Source organism: Azospirillum sp. BE72 (assembly GCF_031455875.1).
GTDB lineage: Bacteria > Pseudomonadota > Alphaproteobacteria > Azospirillales > Azospirillaceae > Azospirillum.
Window position 1 is genome coordinate 1,222,512 of record NZ_JAVDTO010000001.1, and the last position, 16,576, is coordinate 1,239,087.

General features: G+C 66.9%; 17 protein-coding genes. 10 read left to right on the forward strand and 7 right to left on the reverse strand.

From position 1 onward, the window contains the following. Positions 1-2 precede the first annotated feature (2 nt). From J2Y49_RS05990 to J2Y49_RS06000, 3 genes are read left to right on the forward strand one after another with little or no spacing between them, the layout of a single operon-like run. Positions 3-647 carry a SiaB family protein kinase gene (locus J2Y49_RS05990; RefSeq protein ID WP_310113219.1) on the forward strand — a complete coding sequence of 215 codons (645 nt, stop codon included), beginning with the start codon at positions 3-5 and terminating at the stop codon, positions 645-647. A 23-nt stretch (positions 648-670) separates the two neighbouring features. Then, positions 671-1,069, forward strand: a complete 399-nt coding sequence (locus J2Y49_RS05995; protein WP_310113221.1) for a DUF1987 domain-containing protein — start codon at positions 671-673, stop codon at positions 1,067-1,069. Then, positions 1,066-2,091 (forward strand): ATP-binding protein, encoded by a 1,026-nt coding sequence (locus J2Y49_RS06000; protein ID WP_310113222.1) that lies wholly within the window; start codon positions 1,066-1,068, stop codon positions 2,089-2,091. Before J2Y49_RS05995 ends, J2Y49_RS06000 begins: the two co-directional genes overlap by 4 nt. A 1-nt stretch (position 2,092) precedes the next feature. On the opposite strand, the gene J2Y49_RS06005 is transcribed toward J2Y49_RS06000, so the two are convergent. From J2Y49_RS06005 to ftsH, 4 genes are all read right to left on the reverse strand, one after another. Continuing rightward, positions 2,093-2,854 carry a response regulator transcription factor gene (locus J2Y49_RS06005; RefSeq protein WP_310113223.1) on the reverse strand — a complete coding sequence of 254 codons (762 nt, stop codon included), beginning with the start codon at positions 2,852-2,854 and terminating at the stop codon, positions 2,093-2,095. Positions 2,855-3,056: 202 nt separating this feature from the next. Then, positions 3,057-4,643 carry a SpoIIE family protein phosphatase gene (locus J2Y49_RS06010; RefSeq protein WP_310113225.1) on the reverse strand — a complete coding sequence of 529 codons (1,587 nt, stop codon included), beginning with the start codon at positions 4,641-4,643 and terminating at the stop codon, positions 3,057-3,059. Further along, complete coding sequence (locus tag J2Y49_RS06015; protein WP_310113226.1) at positions 4,640-5,440, reverse strand: PhnD/SsuA/transferrin family substrate-binding protein; 801 nt, start codon at positions 5,438-5,440, stop codon at positions 4,640-4,642. The genes J2Y49_RS06010 and J2Y49_RS06015 overlap by 4 nt, the downstream gene beginning before the upstream one ends. A 139-nt stretch (positions 5,441-5,579) precedes the next feature. After that, entirely contained in the window at positions 5,580-7,361 is a 1,782-nt protein-coding gene (gene ftsH, locus J2Y49_RS06020; RefSeq protein WP_310113228.1) for an ATP-dependent zinc metalloprotease FtsH, read from the reverse strand. Between the two features lie 239 nt (positions 7,362-7,600). Here ftsH and J2Y49_RS06025 point away from each other — a divergent pair, with 239 nt between their 5' ends. The 4 genes from J2Y49_RS06025 to J2Y49_RS06040 all read left to right on the forward strand — a co-directional run bounded on the left by J2Y49_RS06025 (position 7,601) and on the right by J2Y49_RS06040 (position 10,880). Beyond that, a complete protein-coding gene (locus tag J2Y49_RS06025; protein ID WP_310113230.1) occupies positions 7,601-8,422 on the forward strand; it encodes an ABC transporter ATP-binding protein in 822 nt (273 codons plus the stop codon). A 7-nt stretch (positions 8,423-8,429) separates the two neighbouring features. Then, the gene (locus J2Y49_RS06030) at positions 8,430-9,230 is read left to right on the forward strand and encodes an ABC transporter permease (protein WP_310113232.1); all 801 of its coding nucleotides are present in this window, start codon (positions 8,430-8,432) and stop codon (positions 9,228-9,230) included. Positions 9,231-9,266: 36 nt separating this feature from the next. Next, on the forward strand, positions 9,267-10,295 hold the full coding sequence (locus J2Y49_RS06035) for an ABC transporter substrate-binding protein (RefSeq protein WP_310113234.1): 1,029 nt from the start codon (positions 9,267-9,269) through the stop codon (positions 10,293-10,295). Positions 10,296-10,445: 150 nt separating this feature from the next. Continuing rightward, positions 10,446-10,880 carry an ArsC/Spx/MgsR family protein gene (locus tag J2Y49_RS06040; RefSeq protein ID WP_409017790.1) on the forward strand — a complete coding sequence of 145 codons (435 nt, stop codon included), beginning with the start codon at positions 10,446-10,448 and terminating at the stop codon, positions 10,878-10,880. Between the two features lie 6 nt (positions 10,881-10,886). On the opposite strand, the gene J2Y49_RS06045 is transcribed toward J2Y49_RS06040, so the two are convergent. Continuing rightward, complete coding sequence (locus J2Y49_RS06045; protein ID WP_149221828.1) at positions 10,887-11,282, reverse strand: acyl-CoA thioesterase; 396 nt, start codon at positions 11,280-11,282, stop codon at positions 10,887-10,889. Positions 11,283-11,390: 108 nt separating this feature from the next. Here J2Y49_RS06045 and parE point away from each other — a divergent pair, with 108 nt between their 5' ends. The 3 genes from parE to J2Y49_RS06060 all read left to right on the forward strand — a co-directional run bounded on the left by parE (position 11,391) and on the right by J2Y49_RS06060 (position 15,119). Next, the gene (gene parE / locus J2Y49_RS06050; protein WP_310113236.1) at positions 11,391-13,379 is read left to right on the forward strand and encodes a DNA topoisomerase IV subunit B; all 1,989 of its coding nucleotides are present in this window, start codon (positions 11,391-11,393) and stop codon (positions 13,377-13,379) included. Positions 13,380-13,668: 289 nt separating this feature from the next. Next, positions 13,669-14,475 carry a hypothetical protein gene (locus tag J2Y49_RS06055; RefSeq protein ID WP_310113238.1) on the forward strand — a complete coding sequence of 269 codons (807 nt, stop codon included), beginning with the start codon at positions 13,669-13,671 and terminating at the stop codon, positions 14,473-14,475. An 89-nt stretch (positions 14,476-14,564) separates the two neighbouring features. Further along, on the forward strand, positions 14,565-15,119 hold the full coding sequence (locus tag J2Y49_RS06060; protein WP_310113239.1) for a hypothetical protein: 555 nt from the start codon (positions 14,565-14,567) through the stop codon (positions 15,117-15,119). Positions 15,120-15,135: 16 nt separating this feature from the next. On the opposite strand, the gene J2Y49_RS06065 is transcribed toward J2Y49_RS06060, so the two are convergent. Continuing rightward, complete coding sequence (locus J2Y49_RS06065; RefSeq protein ID WP_310113240.1) at positions 15,136-15,855, reverse strand: alpha/beta fold hydrolase; 720 nt, start codon at positions 15,853-15,855, stop codon at positions 15,136-15,138. 16 nt (positions 15,856-15,871) lie between these two features. Continuing rightward, positions 15,872-16,417 carry a hydrolase gene (locus J2Y49_RS06070; protein WP_310113242.1) on the reverse strand — a complete coding sequence of 182 codons (546 nt, stop codon included), beginning with the start codon at positions 16,415-16,417 and terminating at the stop codon, positions 15,872-15,874. Positions 16,418-16,576 lie beyond the last annotated feature (159 nt).

Below are 16,576 nucleotides of genomic sequence, written 5' to 3' on the forward strand. Positions count from 1 at the left end.
CGATGACGCGCCTGGTCGAAAGGGTATGGCCCTTTGGCATAAGGAATGAGATAGTCGGCACATGTCCGGCACTGATGGAAAATCCGGCGGCTCCCATGCTTGCACAGCAGTATGCGGCGATAAAACGCGATCTGGATGACAAAGGTATTCTGTTTTCCTTCAGCGGATACTTGTCGGAAGGGATACTTTACTCCCTGGGTGAGGCGTTGCGGGAAAAGATGGCTCTGGAGGAGGCGGACGGCCCCACCATCCGCCGGGTCTTTTCCGTCTTTGTCGAGCAGATGCAGAACATCATCCGCTATTCGGCGGAAAAGATGTCGGGCCGCGCCGGCCGCGCTGTCGAACTCAGCGCCGGAATGGTGACCATCGGGGTGGAGGACGGCAAGGTCTTCATCGTCTGCGGCAACACCGTGCGCAACGGCGACGTTCCGCGCCTGAAGCAGCGGCTGGACCATCTGAAGAGCCTCGACCGCAATGGCATCAAGAGCTACTACCGTGAACAGCTTCGGGAGGAGCCGGACGACGGCAGTCGCGGCGCGACCCTGGGACTGATCGAGATCGCCCGGCGGGCCAGCGATCCCATCGACTATGATTTCAACGCGATGGACGCGGACCGCAGCTTCTTCTGCCTCAAGGTCCGCGTCTGAGCGGCCGAACCGAGCGACGAGCCATGGACAGCCTGACCATCCCCGCCACCGGACGCACGCCGGGCGTCTCTTTCGACTTCGCCGGCGGCCATTTACGAATGACCGGCGAATCCTATCCCGACGACGTTGCCGGTTTCTTCGGCCCGGTGTTCGACGCGCTGCGTGGCTATCTGGCCCGCCCCGATGGCGGGGCGATCCGTTTCGACATGGAATTGCTGTATTTCAACAGTTCCAGCGCCAAAGCGTTGATGAACATCTTCCAGATGCTGGAGACCGTGGCGAAGGCCGGCCGGCCGGTGACGCTGACCTGGTGCGTGGAGGAAAACGACGAATCCATGCGCGAACTGGGCGAGGATTTTGCCGAGGATCTGCGGTATGTCGTCTTCCGGATGCGGGAGATCCCCGCCGGCGGCAGCCCATGAGCTTCAACCTCTTCGCTGCTGAGGAGGAGGCGCTCGCCAAGGCCGGCGCGCTGGAGAAGAGGCTGGAGGCGCTGGCACCTCAGTGCCTGTCAGAATTCCGCGAACTCGTCGCCGCCTTCGAACTCAGCACGCGGGAGCAGCAGCGGCTGGTGCGGGTCAGCGACCGCCTGCAGGCCCAGTTGAGTGACGCCAACCACGAACTGGAACGTCGGCGCAGCGAGGCTGAAGCCGCACTGGAAAGCCTGCGTGAGGCACAGGAGGCGATGGTCCAGTCGGAAAAGCTGGCTTCGCTCGGTGCGCTCGTCGCCGGGGTCGCACACGAGATCAACACGCCGGTCGGGATTGCCGTTTCCTGCGCCTCCCATCTTGCCGATGCGACCCAGGCCTTGCGCCGTCGGGCGGAGGAAGGGGAATTGGGAAAGGCGGAATTCGCCCGCTATCTCACCACCGCCATCGACACCACAGACCTGATCCTGGGCAATTGCGAACGGGCGTCGCAGTTGATCGCCGGCTTCAAGCAGGTCGCGGTCGACCGGGCCAGCGCGGAGCGGCGCGGCGTCAATCTTGCCGCCTATATCCAGGATACGCTGGTCAGCCTGCAGCCGAAGCTTCGGCCATCGGGCCATGCGGTGGCGGTGAACTGCCCCGGCGATCTGGAATTGGACAGCTATCCGGGCGTGCTGTCGCAGATCCTGTCGAATCTGGTGATGAACGCCCTGACCCATGCCTTTGCCGATGGCCGGCCGGGCGACATGGCGATCACGGTGGATCTTCCGACTCCGGATACCGTCCGATTGTGCTTCACCGACAATGGCCGCGGCATGAACGAAGAGCACCGCGCCCGGGTGTTCGAGCCGTTCTTTACCACGCGGCGCGGGCGCGGCGGCAGCGGGCTGGGGCTGCACATCGTCCACAATCTGGTGGTCGGCGTTCTGAAGGGATCGATCACGGTGGACAGCATGCCGGACCAAGGGACCAGCTTCACGCTGCTGTTCCCGCGCCGGACGCCGGGGCAGGACTGACTTATCCTTGTGTCGCGCCCATCACCCGGATCGGGGCGGAGAAGACATATCCGACGCCATGTACCGACTTCAGCGGGGCAGGGCCGCCGATGGCGCCCTCCACCTTGTGGCGCAGGCGGCCGACGACGGTGTCGATGGAACGGTCTTCCGGGTTCCAGCGGCGATTGTACAGAGCCTGGGAAATCTGGTCGCGAGTCGCCGGCTTGCGCGCCTGGGCGGCCAGCAGGCTGGTCAGCTTCATTTCCATGCTGGTCAGGCTGATGCGGATGCCGGCCGGATTGGTCAGGCTCCATTCCGTGGGGTCCAGCGACCAGCGCGCCTCGTCGATGCCGTCATGGACGGCGTCGGCTGGTGCGGCGGTACCGGCGGCCTGGACCGCCGACTCGGCGGCACGCTCGCTCAGCCGGCGCAGCAGCGATTTCACCTGCGCTTCCAGTTCGCGCAATTCGACCGGTTTCACAAGATAGGCGTCGGCGCCGATCTCCAGCCCGACCACACGGTCGACGGTGGAACTGCGGGCGGTGACCATGATGATGCCGGCGCCATGGCCGTCGCGCAGACGTGCCGCGATCTTGAATCCGTCCTCGTCCGGCAGGTTCACATCCAGGACCACGATGGACGCGTCGTTGCTCTGGAGCAGACGGTCGAGTTCCGCACCATCGCGTGCGCCGATCGCATGAAATCCGCAGCCCGTCAGGTATTCCACCATGTCGGACCGGAGCGAACTCTCATCTTCGACCACGACGATCGTCGGACCTGCCATGCCGTGCTCTCCCTGTTGCCGCGCCTATGCACACCACTCCAGCGGGTGGAACATACCCTAGAATGCCTAAATTTTAAAACAAAGTTGATGGGCCTCGAAAACGACCTGTGAACCTGTCCCTGACCTGTCGCGGATGGCGCGTCACAACCTGTCACAAAAGGTGACATCTCTGTAACAGATTCGCGCAAACGGTCCAGGCCTTTCATGCGGCCTGGCGGCCGGTTCGCTGCTGGGGAGCGGCTGCTGCGTCGGTCAGCCGCACGCGGAACCCGAACAGCGTGATGTCGTCGCGCTGTTCGCGGCCCGATTGAAAGCGGTCGAGGGAGGATTCCAACTCCGATTTCAGCCTGTCCAGCGGGCCGGTGCCGCCCTGCCGGAGCATTTCCCGCAGGCGGGCTCTGCCGAAGCTGCGTCCGCGTTCGCCGCCGCTCTGATCGGCCAGCCCGTCGGTTCCCAGGATGAAGGTCTGGCCCGGTCGCAGGAGAATGCCGTGATTCGTGAAGGACGACTCGGCTCCACACCCACCGGCGGGCTGCCCGGCCGGACGGTAGCCCAGGCTGCGCCGGTCGCCGCGCAGCTCCGTCACGCCATCGCCGGTGACGACCAGCAGGGGAATGCGTGCCCCGGCATAAACCAGCCTCCCTTCGGCGGGTCGGATGTGGCAGAGCGCGAGATCAAGACCGTTGTCGAAGCACTCGGCTCCGTTGCGGGCTTCTCCCTCCTGGTGCAGGGCGGCGCGCACCTTGCGGTCGACGGCGGCAAGCACCGCCGCCGGGTCGGACGCGCCCAGAAGGTCCAGTGCGTTGTTCAGCATCGCGCTGGCGGTCATCGTCATGAAGGCGCCGGGCACGCCATGCCCCGTGCAGTCGGCGACCGCGACGACGTATCCGTCCGGCACCTCCCGGCAGACATAGAAATCGCCGCTGACCACGTCGCGCGGGCGCCACAGGACGAAATGCTCGGTGAGGCCGGCCGACAGCGTGTCGGCGGATGGCAGGATGGCGGATTGGATCAGCTGCGCGTAGTTGATGCTGTCCATGATGGCGCGGTTGGTGGCGGCCAGCGCCTCGGTCCGTTCGCGGACCCGGCTTTCCAGCGTGCTGGTGTGGTCCTGCACGGTGGCCGCCATGCGGTTGAAGCCGTCCGCCAGCACGCCGATTTCGTCGGTGCGGCCGGTGTCCATGCGGGCGGTATCCATGCGGGCGCCATAGTCGCCGCGCGCCATGGCGCTGGCCAATTGGGTCAGCCGGCGCAACGGGCGCAGCACCATGCGGTTCAGCGTCAGGCCCAGAACCGCCATCGCCCCCAGCAGCGACAGCACCAGCAGCCCGACCACCGGCACCAGCGCATCCAGGGTTGCCTGCCGGACCTCCGCCGTCGAATAGGCGATCCGCAGGGTTCCCACCGTCTGGACCCGTCCCTCGCGCCCGTGCAGGACGATGGGCCGTTGGACGGTGATGCGTTCGGCGGCGTCCTCGCCGCCGACGCCGATCTCGGCCAGCGGCACGTCGCGGTCGGTCTCGAAAACCGTGATGGAGCGGATGGCGGGATCGCGGCCGGTCAGCGCCTCGATCATCCGCTGGGCGCTGCGGTTGTCCAGTTCCCACACCGGGCCGCTCAGCGCGTCGGCCTGGGTCGCCGCGACCAGTTCGGCCCGGCGCAGCAGGTCCTGGTGGCGCTGGCCCTCCACGATCCATTCCGACAGCAGCACGGCCGCCGATCCGATGGTAGCGGTCGTCAGCAGGATCGCCCCGGCCACCCGCGCCAGCAGGGAGGAGCGGCGCCTCACGACACGATCCCGCTCCGCCGCCACAGCAACTCCAGGCGCCCGTCCTCGGCAAGGCGGTCGAGCAGCGAATCGAGCCAGGCGGTCGCGACGGCTCCGCCCCGGCGCGTCAGGATGGTGTGCTCGTAGATCTGGTCGGTGCGCTCGGACACCACCAGCTGCCGGGCCAGTTCGGGCTCGCGCTGCAGGAAGCGGGTCAGGAAGGAGCGGGTGACGATGGCGAGATCGGCCCGGCCGGCGACGACGCTGCGGACGTTGCCCTCATGCGTCACCGTGACGCGGGTGCGGAACCGCTGTTCGAGGATCTTCGGGTCGGCCTCGAACCCGGCGAACGCGTAATGGAAGCCGAGCCGTCCGAGAATCGACTTGCCGGTCAGATCGTCGAAATAGCGCTGGTCGATGCCGGGGGCCGCCCGGGCGATGAACACCTCGGCGTCGCGCAGGAACGGCCGGCTGGCTTCGACCGGGCGGCCTTGCCAGCCCCAATTACGGCATTCGAAGGCGATCATGTCGAACCGCCCTTGTTCCAGGTCGTCGTACCGCCGCTGCGGCGCGGTGCGGACCATTTCGAACCGGAGTTCAGACTGGGCGGCGTTGAACAGGTCCAGCAGGTCGCGGGTGACGCCGCCGCCCGTCTCATCGACGTAAGGGGGAAATTCGTAGGCGCCGACCTTGACGATGGGCCGAGCATCTGCGGCCGCTGTGTGCCCTAAGGCCGGGCGCCCCGCCAGCAAGGGCAAGGAGGCGAGGAGGGGCAGCGCGGTCCGCAGAACCGTGCGGCGGGATAGCGGTCCCGTCATCGCGCCCCCCTCGTGCTAACCCCATTCCGATCCAGATTAATCTACCCCGGTATGCACCCATGCCGCAATGCGGGACATTTCCTGTCGGTGGAGGGATGGGGCAGCGTCGATGTCCCCACCATTCCCTGGCAGCGTGGTCTCAGGCCGCCTCCGTCGCGCGCTCCTCCTGGCGGTCGGCCAGTTCCGTGATTTCGCCGCCGGTCAGGGTCTCGCGCTCCAACAGGGCCTGGGCGATGCCGTCCAGCGCGGCGCGGTCGGTGCGCAGCAGGCGGCGGGCATGCTCCATGCCTTCGTCGGTGATGCGGCGGACCTCCTCGTCGATGCGCCATGCGGTACGCTCGGACCGGGCGCCCGGCTTGGCGGCGGCATGGGCGACATAGCCGATCTCCTCGCTCATTCCCCAGGCCGTGACCATGCGGCGGGCAAGGTCGGTGGCGGCGCGGAAGTCGGCCTCCGCACCGGTGGTGACGTGATCGTGGCCGAAAGCCATCTCCTCGGCGGCACGGCCGGCCATGGCGACGGCGATGTCCGCCATCAGCTTGGCACGCGAAACCGACACGCGGTCGCCCTCAGGCAGCCGCACCACCATGCCCAGCGCGCCACCGCGCGGGATGATGGTGGCCTTGTGGATCGGGTCGGCCTGCGGGCAGCGCAGGGACACCAGCGCATGGCCTGCCTCATGGACCGCGATCAGCCGCCGCTCGTGCGCCGACAGGGCGAGGCTGCGGCGCTCGGTGCCCATCAGCACGCGGTCCTTGGCGGCTTCGTAATCCGCCATGGTGACAACGACCCGGCCCTGGCGCGCCGCCGACAGGGCGGCCTCGTTGGTCAGGTTCGCCAGTTCCGCCCCGGAGAAGCCGGGGGTGCCGCGCGCCACGGTGCGGGCACAGACGTCGGGCGCCAGCGTCAGCCGGCCGGCATGGACGCCCAGGATGGCTTCGCGCCCGGCCACGTCGGGCAGGCTGACATGGATGTGACGGTCGAAGCGGCCGGGGCGCAGCACCGCGGCGTCCAGCATTTCCGACCGGTTGGTGGCGGCGATCACCACCACCTCGCCGCCTTCGACGATGCCGTCCATCTCGACCAGCAACTGGTTCAGCGTCTGCTCGCGTTCCGAATGGCTGTTCGATTCGCCGCGCTTGCCGGCCAGCGCGTCGATCTCGTCGATGAACAGGATGCAGGGGGCGTTGGCGCGGGCGGTCTTGAACAGGCTGCGGACGCGCGCCGCGCCCAGTCCTACGAACATCTCGACGAAATCGGAACCCGATGCGGCGAAGAAGGGCACGCCGGCCTCGCCCGCCGCGGCCTTGGCCAGCATAGTCTTTCCGGTGCCCGGCGGGCCGACCAGCAGGATGCCCTTGGGCACGCGGGCGCCGGCCATGGCGAAGCGGCGCGGGTCCTTCAGGAACTGCACCGTTTCGCGCAGCTCCTCCTTCGCCTCGTCCACGCCCGCCACGTCGGCGAACACGGTGTTGGTATCCTCCGGGCGCACGCGGGTGGCGCGCCCCATGCCGAAGAACTGCCCGCCGCTGAGCAGCAGCCCGCCGATCAGCAGCGCCACCACCAGGAAGGGAGCCGCGCGGTCGAGCACGCGGACCGTCTGCGCCATCAGCCCGTCCGGCCCCTCGTCGAAGGCGATGGCGACCTTGTGGCTGCGCATCTCCTTCAGCAGATCGTCGGTGACCGGCATCACGATGCGATAGCGGCTGCCATCGGTGGCCACCGCATGGCCTGTGCCGTTGGAGAAAGTAACGGACTCGATCTCGCCACGGCCGGCCCGTTCGATCAGCGCGCTGTAGGTCGCCGGCCGTTCGTCCGCCCGCTGGCTGTGATCGTACCACGCCGCGAATCCGAGCCACGCGGCGAGCAGGGCGGCCAGGACGGCAAGCGCGATCATCGGACGTTTCGGCAGCGTGGGCATCTCGGCTCCGCGAAAAGATAGGGACTGGCTTTCGGTCTATGACATTGATGGGGGACATGCCGCCGTCGCGGCAACCGTTAAGGCCCCCGGTCCCTTCTTTGACACCGTAAGCGGTGCGTTTGCGGAATGGCTCCCTTTGGATTCGACGGTGATCTCAAGAGGTTGCCGATATGCTTCGGTTCGGACAGTATGCTTTCCCAACCAAAGTGATCCGCCCGAACGATAAGGACCACACCGATATGGCCGAGGCCGCCGCGGCGCCCGCCCTCCAGCTGGACGGCGTGACCTGCACCTTTCCCTCACCCGACGGCCGGGGACGTTCCTATACCGCCGTACAGGGAGCCAGCTTCACCGTCGCGGACGGGGAGTTCGTGTCGATCGTCGGCCCGACCGGCAGCGGCAAGTCGACGATGCTGAACGTCGCCGCCGGCCTGCTGAAGCCCAGCGAGGGCCGCGCGCTTTCGTTCGGGCAGCCGGTGACCGGCATCAATCCCAAGGCCGGCTACATGTTTCAGGCCGAGGCGCTGATGCCCTGGAAATCGGCGCTCGACAATGTCGCAGCCGGGCTGGAGTTCCGCGGCGTCTCAAAGTCGGAGGCGCGGGAGCGCGCGCTGCCCTGGCTGTCCCGCGTCGGGCTGGAGGGGTTCGGCGACCGATTTCCGCATCAGCTGTCGGGCGGCATGCGCAAGCGCGTGGCGCTGGCCCAGACGCTGATCGTCGATCCGAAGATCATCCTGATGGACGAGCCCTTCTCGGCGCTCGACGTCCAGACCCGCCAGATGATGGAGAACGAACTGCTCGACCTGTGGGCGGCGGACCGCAAGTCGGTGGTCTTCATCACCCACGACCTGGAGGAGGCGATCGCCATGTCCGACCGGGTGCTGGTTCTGTCCGCCGGCCCCGGCGCGCGGCTGATCGGCGAATACCGCATCGACCTGGAGCGCCCGCGCGACGTGGCGGAAATCCGCATGACGCCGCAGTTCCTGGACCTTCACAAGGAAATCTGGGGCCAACTGCGCGACGAAGTTCTGAAGGGCTACGCCCAGACCAAGCTGCGGTGACGACATCATGAGATCCCATGCCAAACGCCTGCCCGGCCGTCCGGTCATCCTGCTGCTGCAACTGGGCGTCCTGATCGCCTTCTTCCTGATCTGGCACGTCCTGACCGACACCAAGATCCTCAGCCCATTCTTCTTCGGCACGCCGGGGGCGGTGCTGGCCCGCACCTGGGCCGATTTCGCCTCGGGCGTCATCTGGTATCACCTGGGCATCACGCTGCTGGAAACGGCGCTGGCCTTCGTCATCGGGACCGTTGCCGGCATCGCCTTCGGCTTCTGGTTTGCCCGCGCGCCGTTGGTCTCCCTCGTCTTCGACCCCTACATCAAGGCGATCAACGCACTGCCCCGCGTGGTCCTGGCGCCGATCTTCGCGCTGTGGCTCGGGCTCGGCATCTGGTCGAAGGTGGCGCTGGGGGTGACGCTGGTCTTCTTCATCGTCTTCTTCAACGTCTACCAAGGCGTGAAGGAGGTCAGCCCGGTGGTGCTGGCCAATGCCCGCATGCTGGGAGCCAGCTCCCGCGACCTGTTCCGGCATGTCTATCTGCCGTCGGCCCTGTCCTGGGTCTTCTCCTCGCTGCACACCGCCGTCGGCTTCGCCATGGTCGGTGCGGTGGTGGGCGAATATCTGGGCTCCGCCGCCGGGCTCGGCTACCGCATCCATCAGGCGGAGGGCGTCTTCGATACCGTCGGCGTCTTCTCCGGCATGCTGGTGCTGACGATCTTCGTCGTCCTGATCGATGCCGGCGTCACCATGATCGAGAAGCGGCTTCTGCACTGGCGCCCGCAGGATACCAGCGGCGGGCAGCACTGAGTTCCTTTAAGGAAATCCAACGGGGGGAGGAAACCAATGACGTTCAAATCGTTGATCGCGGCCGCCGCGGTCGTCATGACATTGGGAACGGCCGGACTGGCCGCGGCCCAGCAGACGCTTGAGAAGGCCGACATCAAGATCGCCGTCGGCGGCAAGCCGCTGCTCTATTACCTGCCGCTGACGCTCGCCGAACGGCTGGGCTACTTCAAGGAAGCCGGTCTGAACGTCGAGATCAGCGACTTCGGCGGCGGTGCCAAGAGCCTGCAGGCACTGATCGGCGGCTCCGCCGACGTGGTGACCGGCGCCTACGACCACACCATCCAGATGCAGGCTAAGGGCCAGCCCATCGTGGCGGTGGCCCAGCTCGGCCGTTATCCCGGCATCGTGCTGGCCGCCGTCAACAAGGCCGGCACCATCAAGTCGGTGAATGACCTGAAGGGCAAGAAGGTTGGCGTGACCGCTCCCGGTTCCTCCACCAACTTCATGCTGAACTATGTGCTGACCTCCATGGGCATGAAGCCGGAGGATGCGTCGGTGATCGGCGTCGGTGGCGGTCCCAGCGCCATCGCGGCGATCAAGCGCGGGGAGATCGACGCCATCGTCAACCTGGACCCGGTCATCAGCCAGGCGCAAGCCGATGGCGACATCACCGTCCTGCTCGACACCCGGACGGAAAAGGGCACCATGGATGTCTATGGCGGTCCCTATCCCGCCGCGGTGCTCTACATGAAGCCCGACTTCATCAAGGAGAATCCGAAGACCACGCAGGCGCTGACCGACGTTTTCGTCCGCACCATGCTGTGGCTGAACAAGGCCAGCACGGATGACGTGCTGAAGGTGCTGCCGGAGGAGTATTTCCTGGGCAACAAGTCGCTCTACGCCCAGGCTTTCGAGCATTCGAAGCCGACCTATTCGCCGGACGGCCGCTTCACCCAGGTCGGTGCCGATGCCGCGCTGAAGGTGCTGAAGGCCTTCGACCCGGCGGTGGCGTCGACCAGCATCGATCTGTCCAAGACCTACACCAACCAGTATGTCGAGGATTCCCTGAAGCGCCTGCAGAAGTGAGCCTCGCGGGCTGGCTCATAATACCCATACAAAAAATGTGGGCGCGACATTCCGTCGCGCCCTTTTTTATGCAGCGCTGCCGTTAGACTGGACGAAATCGGTCCTGATTGCCTCCCGGTCAGGTCCGTCCACCCGACAGCGGAGTGCCCAATGGCCGAGGTGATTTTCTACGGTATGGCCGGTTGCCCGGCGAACGCCAAGCAGAAGCAGCAGCTGACCGCCGCCGGTCACATGCTGGTCGAACGCGATCTTGCCACCGCCGAATTGACCGCCGCCGACCTCCGCGCCTTCTTCGGCGACAAGGATGTCGATGCGTGGTTCAACCGCCGCGCTGCCGCAGTGAAGTCGGGCGCCGTCAATCCCGACGGCCTCGACGAGACCGCGGCACTGTCCGCGATGCTGGCCGACCGCGACTTGATCCGCCGCCCGCTGATCCAGGTCGGCGACCGCCGCGAGGCCGGCTTCGACCCCACCACGCTGCATGGCTGGATCGGCCTGACCTCCGGCGAAAGCTGCGACGACAAGCACGCCCGCGGCCAGTGCGACCACGGCCACCAGCATTTCGTCAAGGCGCCTACGGCCTGACGGCGCTCACTCCGGCGGCACTTCGCGCGGCTTGCGGTCCTCGCCGATGGCGACGTAGGTGAACACGCCTTCCGTCACCTTGATCGGGTCGGAGCCGGAACGTTCGCGCCGCACCCAGGTCTCGATGCGGACGCGCAGCGAGGTGCGGCCGACCTTCTCGATCCGGGCGAAGCAGCTGACCTCGTCGCCGACGAAGACCGGCTTGTGGAAGGTCATCGCCTCGATGCCGACGGTGGCGACGCGGCCGTGGCTGCGCCGCACCGCCACGGTTCCGCCGGCCAGATCCATCTGCGCCAGCAGCCAGCCGCCGAAGATGTCGCCGTTCGGATTGGTGTCCGCCGGCATCGCGATGGCCCGCAGGGCGGGGCCATTGTCGAAGTCGTATGCGTGCGCTGCGCTCATGCTTCCTCCGGCGTCACGAAAATTTCCTGCACAAAAGCTTGTGGCACCGCACTATAAACGGCACAGGATGCGCTTGCGCACCCCTGACGAAATTCCTATCATCCCGTCATGAGCGATCTTTTCGAGAACACGGCCCCCAAGGCCGACAGCTACTCCGCCCAGGATATCGAGGTTCTGGAAGGGCTGGAGCCCGTCCGGCGCCGGCCGGGCATGTATATCGGCGGCACCGACGACCGTGCGCTGCACCATCTGGTGGCGGAGGTCCTGGACAACGCCATGGACGAGGCGGTGGCCGGCCATGCCAGCCGCATCGACCTGGAGCTGGCCGCCGACGGCACGGTGATGGTGCGCGACAACGGGCGCGGCATCCCCATCGACGACCACCCGAAGTACCCGGGCAAGTCGGCGCTGGAGGTCATCATGACCACGCTGCACTCCGGCGGCAAATTCTCCAACAAGGTGTACCAGACTTCGGGCGGCCTGCATGGCGTCGGCCTGTCGGTGGTGAACGCCCTGTCGGACCGGCTGACTGTCGAGATCGCCCGCGAAAAGCAGCTCTACGTCCAGGAATACAGCCGCGGCCTGCCGCAGGGGCCGCTGGCCCACCGTGGCAACGTCAACCGTCGCGGGACCACCATCCGCTTCCACGCCGACCCCGAAATCTTCGGCGAGACCGCTCATTTCGAACCGCACCGGCTGTACCGGCTGGCGCGTTCCAAGGCCTATCTGTTCCGTGGGGTGGAGATCCGGTGGAGCTGCGATCCGGCGCTGCTGTCGGTCGACGCCACCACGCCGGCATCGGAGACCCTGCATTTCCCGGGCGGGCTGCAGGATTACTTGACCGCCGCGCTGAAGGACCGCAAGACGCTGACGCGGGCGCCTTTCGCCGGCGCGCTCGACTTCCCCAACGGCCAGGGCCGGGTGGAATGGGCAGTGGCGTGGCCCGACGATGACGAGGGCTTCTCGCACACCTACTGCAACACCGTGCCGACTCCCCAGGGCGGCACGCACGAGGCCGGCCTGCGCACCGCGCTGACCCGCGGCCTGAAGGCCTATGGCGAGCTGACGAACAACAAGCGCGCCGGGCAGGTCACCGCCGACGACGTGATGGGCGACGCCTGCATCCTGCTGTCGGTCTTCATCCGCGAACCGCATTTCCAGGGCCAGACCAAGGAGAAGCTGGTGACGGCGGAGGCCCAGCGCCTCGTCGAGACCGCGGTGAAGGACCATTTCGACCATTGGCTGTCCGGCGATCCGCAGAGCGCCAACGCCCTGCTGGAGCGCCTGATCGAAAAGGCGGAAGAGCGGGCGCGCCGCAAGCAGTCCAAGGAAATGACGCGCAAGTCGGCAACCCGCCGTCTGCGCCTTCCCGGCAAGCTGGCGGACTGCTCGCGCAACTCTCCCGAGGGCACCGAACTGTTCCTGGTGGAGGGCGACTCGGCCGGCGGCTCCGCCAAGCAGGCGCGCCAGCGCGAGACCCAGGCCATCCTGCCGCTGCGCGGCAAGATCCTGAACGTTGCCAGCGCGTCGGTCGACAAGATGAAGGCCAACCAGGAGCTGAACGACCTGACCCAGGCGCTGGGCTGCGGCATCGGCAAGGATTTCTCGACCGACAAGCTGCGCTACGAGCGGGTCATCATCATGACGGACGCCGACGTCGACGGCGCCCACATCGCCTCCCTGCTGATGACCTTCTTCTACCGCGAGATGCCGGGCCTGATCCAGGAAGGCCACCTGTATCTCGCCCTGCCGCCGCTCTACCGCCTCAGCCACGGCAACAAGCAGGTCTATGCCCGCGACGACGCCCACAAGGACGAGCTGCTGTCGAAGATGTTCAAGGGCAAGAAGCCCGACATCAGCCGCTTCAAGGGCCTGGGCGAGATGATGCCGGCCCAGCTGCGCGACACGACGATGGACCCGTCCAAGCGCTCGCTCCTGCGCGTGGTGGTGCCCAATGCCGCCGATCCGGAAGAAAAGCCGGAATTCGAGCGCACCCGCTCCCTCGTCGAGGAACTGATGGGCAAGAAGGCGGAGCTTCGCTTCCGCTTCATCCAGGACAACGCGAAGTTCGTGAAGGCGGACGACATCGACGTGTGATGGCGGCGGCCGGCATGGCGAGGTTGCGACCTGCGCCATGCCGGAGTGCAAAGATCGTTTTTCCAATCATCTGAAGGATGTAACCCTCCGGCGTCGCTGCAATGGTCGAGGGCGTGCGTTGGTCTGATTGCGGCTGAAGACTCGGGAAGCCCCCCTTTGGGATGGCTGGGAGTGGAAGTTCCCGTAGCAAATTCACGGTTATGGGGAATGGCGTCCCTGGTCTATCATTACGGAAGCTGCCGCTCCCGAGAACCTCTCGCGGACAATGGCCCGATCCCGCAGGAGACGCATGCACCCCTTAGCCTTCCCTGGAGCGCACATCCCGGCTGACGCCATCCCGCCCGAGATGGTTGCCGAAGCACTGTCGTCGCTGACTCCTTTCACCACCGACCTGTTCGTGCCGCGCTACCAGCCTTGCGAGGTCGGGTGCTGGCAGTTGCGGGTGGCGCCGATGCTGGTGAGCTCCGGCTATTGGAGCCCGGCGCTGATGACGACCGGCACCGCCGCCCTGTTCCGGCGCGAGGCCGATGGCGACCCCCGCTGCTGGATGTCGATGACGCCGATGGAGATCGAGAGCCAGGAGATCGGCGTCCGCGCCGCCACCGGCCATACGGTGGTGATGGGGATGGGCATGGGTTGGTCGGCGGTGAATGCGGCGCTGCGGCCGGAAGTGACGCGGGTCACGGTGGTGGAACTCGACCCTGACGTGATCGAGGTCAACCGGCGCATCGGCTTGCTTGACCAGCTTCCGGCAGAGGCCGTGGCGAAGATCGTCCTCGTCAATGCCGATGCGCTGGAATTCCGCACCGAGGAACCGGCCGACACGCTGATGACCGACATCTGGCTGCCGATCAACGGCGACGAGCGGATGGAGCAGTCCCGGGTCATGGCGCGCAACACCGGCGCAAGGCACGTCTATGTCTGGGGCCAGGAGTTGGCGATCGCCCGCCGCGCCCGGATGCTGGGGGTGGAATTGTCCGACCTGACGGTCGCACGCATCGTTGCGGAGTTCGGCCTTCCCCTGATCGGGCTGGAGCATCCCGACTATCCGGGCCTGATCGCCCGCGCTGCGGACAAATGGCTGCGGGACATGTGACGGATCCGGGCCACGGGACAGGGGAGCACTCGCCCATCCGGCAACCGCTCCCCATATCCCGCCCAGCGATACCAACGGACGATCCGATCATGCGCATGCTCCCGCCGCTCGCCGCCCTTCTGCTGGGTGCCTCGGTCCTCGCCGCCTGCTCCAACGAGAGGGTGGTGGCAAGCGAACCGGCTCCGGCCTACACGCGCAGCGAGGTTTCCTATGCGGCGGGGAACCGCGACCTGCGCGTGGTTCTGCATGGCGATCCCTTCGGCCTGCCGCCGGAGCGCTTCGCCGAAAAGGTCCTGCCCCACATGCAGAACCGCGTGTCCGGGGTGAAGACCAACCTCACCACCACGCCGAACGAGACGGCACGGCGGGATTACAAGGTGGTTCTGGCCTTCAACGTCGCGGAGAACATGCTGAACTCGTCGCTCTGCACGGACGGGCCGATCCCGACGTCGCCGCCGGGTGGACCCATCGTGGTGCAGGGTGCGTTCTGCCGCTCCGGCGGGGCGCTGACGTCGGCCACCGGATGGCTCGACCGGCCTCAGGGGCCGGACGATCCCGATTTCCGCAGCCTGATCAGCGACATGACCTTCACCCTGTTCCCCAGCCGGCAAGCCGACCTGTTCTGCGGCGCCATCGACTGCTGACGGTAGTCGCGGGCCTTCAGTCGCGCAGCAGCCAGTCGCGCATCAGGGCGGTCACCGCCTGCGGCTGCTCCATGGCCGACAGGTGCCCGCAGTCCTCGACCAGCACCAGCCTCGCACCGGGGATGGCGTCCGCCATCTCCTCGTGCAGGGCGGGCGGGGTCAGCACGTCCTGGCGTCCGCAGACCACAAGCGTGGGGCAGCGGATGGCGGCGAGGCCGGGCCGGCTGTCCGGACGGTTGATGATCGCCTCCTGCTCGCGGGCATAGCCGTCGACCCCCACCCGCTCCATCTGGTCCAGCACCGACCGGACGAAACCTTCGTCCGCCATGCGGTCGGGGTGGATCAGGCGGGGCAGGGCGGCGCGGATCACCTGCCCATAGCGGCCCTGGCGGGCGAGCGCCACCGCCTCGCGTCGGGTGGCGGTCGCCTCGGCCGTGTCGGGGCGGGCGTTTGTGTCGAGCAGCGCCAGCCTTTCCACCCGCTCCGGCGAGCGGCGCAGGATCTCCAGGGCGACATAGCCGCCCATCGACAGCCCGGCGACGGCGAACCGGTCGGGCGCCGTCGCCAGTACCTTGTCGGCCATCGCGGCGATCGAATCGCACTCCGCGAGTTCGACCACCAGCGGGTCGGCGATGTCCGCGAGATGGCGGGCCTGATGGTTCCACAGCGCCGCATCCAGCGGCATGCCGGGCAGCAGGATCAGGGCAGGGCGGACAGGCGGGCGGCTGTTCGACATCGGGCTTCTCCTGCGCTCACTTCACCAGGGCGCTGACGACCTTGAAGACCGGCGTGCCGGCCCGTTCCATCCACTCGAACAGCACCATCTCGGTGGTGACGATGGTGACGCCGGCTGCGCGCATCCGCTCCAGCGCGGCGGCGTGGTTGGCGGGGGTGCGCGAGGACACCGCATCCGCGACCAGATAGACCGCATGGCCCTGCTGGCGCAGGCCCAGCGCCGTCTGCATCACGCAGACATGCGCCTCCGTCCCGCACAGCACGATCTGTGGACGCTTCAGGTCCTCCACCGCGGCGTTGAAGGCCGGTTCGCCGGTGCTGCCGAAGGTGATCTTCTCGATCACCGGGGTGCCGGGCGGCAGCTCGGCGCGCACCGCCTCCACCGTCGGCCCGAGGCCTCGGGGATACTGCTCCGTCACCAGCACCGGCACGGAGAGCGTGGCTGCAGCCTTCAACAGCATCCCGGCATGCCGGACGACGCGGTCGGATTCGTGGATGGCCGGCAGCAGGCGTTCCTGGACGTCGACCACCACCAGCACCGATTCCTGGGCACGAAGAATCATCAAATGCACTCGACCGTTCCATTTGGGGCTTGGCGCCCTTATCCAGGGTGCCGGCAATGGCCGCGACTCGCGCCACCGCCGTCGGACAGCCTAGCGCAGGGGATCGATTTCGCCAACGCGGCGTGTTTTCGCGCCTATTTTTGGGTTCGGAACATCGGA

Coding starts and splice junctions, on each gene's coding strand:
- J2Y49_RS05990 (WP_310113219.1), top strand. CDS start 3: ATGACGCGCCTGGTCGAAAGGGTATGGCCCTTTGGCATAAGGAATGAG.
- J2Y49_RS05995 (WP_310113221.1), top strand. CDS start 671: ATGGACAGCCTGACCATCCCCGCCACCGGACGCACGCCGGGCGTCTCT.
- J2Y49_RS06000 (WP_310113222.1), top strand. CDS start 1,066: ATGAGCTTCAACCTCTTCGCTGCTGAGGAGGAGGCGCTCGCCAAGGCC.
- J2Y49_RS06005 (WP_310113223.1), bottom strand. CDS start 2,854: ATGGCAGGTCCGACGATCGTCGTGGTCGAAGATGAGAGTTCGCTCCGG.
- J2Y49_RS06015 (WP_310113226.1), bottom strand. CDS start 5,440: ATGACGGGACCGCTATCCCGCCGCACGGTTCTGCGGACCGCGCTGCCC.
- ftsH (WP_310113228.1), bottom strand. CDS start 7,361: ATGCCCACGCTGCCGAAACGTCCGATGATCGCGCTTGCCGTCCTGGCC.
- J2Y49_RS06025 (WP_310113230.1), top strand. CDS start 7,601: ATGGCCGAGGCCGCCGCGGCGCCCGCCCTCCAGCTGGACGGCGTGACC.
- J2Y49_RS06030 (WP_310113232.1), top strand. CDS start 8,430: ATGAGATCCCATGCCAAACGCCTGCCCGGCCGTCCGGTCATCCTGCTG.
- J2Y49_RS06035 (WP_310113234.1), top strand. CDS start 9,267: ATGACGTTCAAATCGTTGATCGCGGCCGCCGCGGTCGTCATGACATTG.
- J2Y49_RS06040 (WP_409017790.1), top strand. CDS start 10,446: ATGGCCGAGGTGATTTTCTACGGTATGGCCGGTTGCCCGGCGAACGCC.
- J2Y49_RS06045 (WP_149221828.1), bottom strand. CDS start 11,282: ATGAGCGCAGCGCACGCATACGACTTCGACAATGGCCCCGCCCTGCGG.
- parE (WP_310113236.1), top strand. CDS start 11,391: ATGAGCGATCTTTTCGAGAACACGGCCCCCAAGGCCGACAGCTACTCC.
- J2Y49_RS06055 (WP_310113238.1), top strand. CDS start 13,669: ATGCACCCCTTAGCCTTCCCTGGAGCGCACATCCCGGCTGACGCCATC.
- J2Y49_RS06060 (WP_310113239.1), top strand. CDS start 14,565: ATGCGCATGCTCCCGCCGCTCGCCGCCCTTCTGCTGGGTGCCTCGGTC.
- J2Y49_RS06065 (WP_310113240.1), bottom strand. CDS start 15,855: ATGTCGAACAGCCGCCCGCCTGTCCGCCCTGCCCTGATCCTGCTGCCC.
- J2Y49_RS06070 (WP_310113242.1), bottom strand. CDS start 16,417: ATGATTCTTCGTGCCCAGGAATCGGTGCTGGTGGTGGTCGACGTCCAG.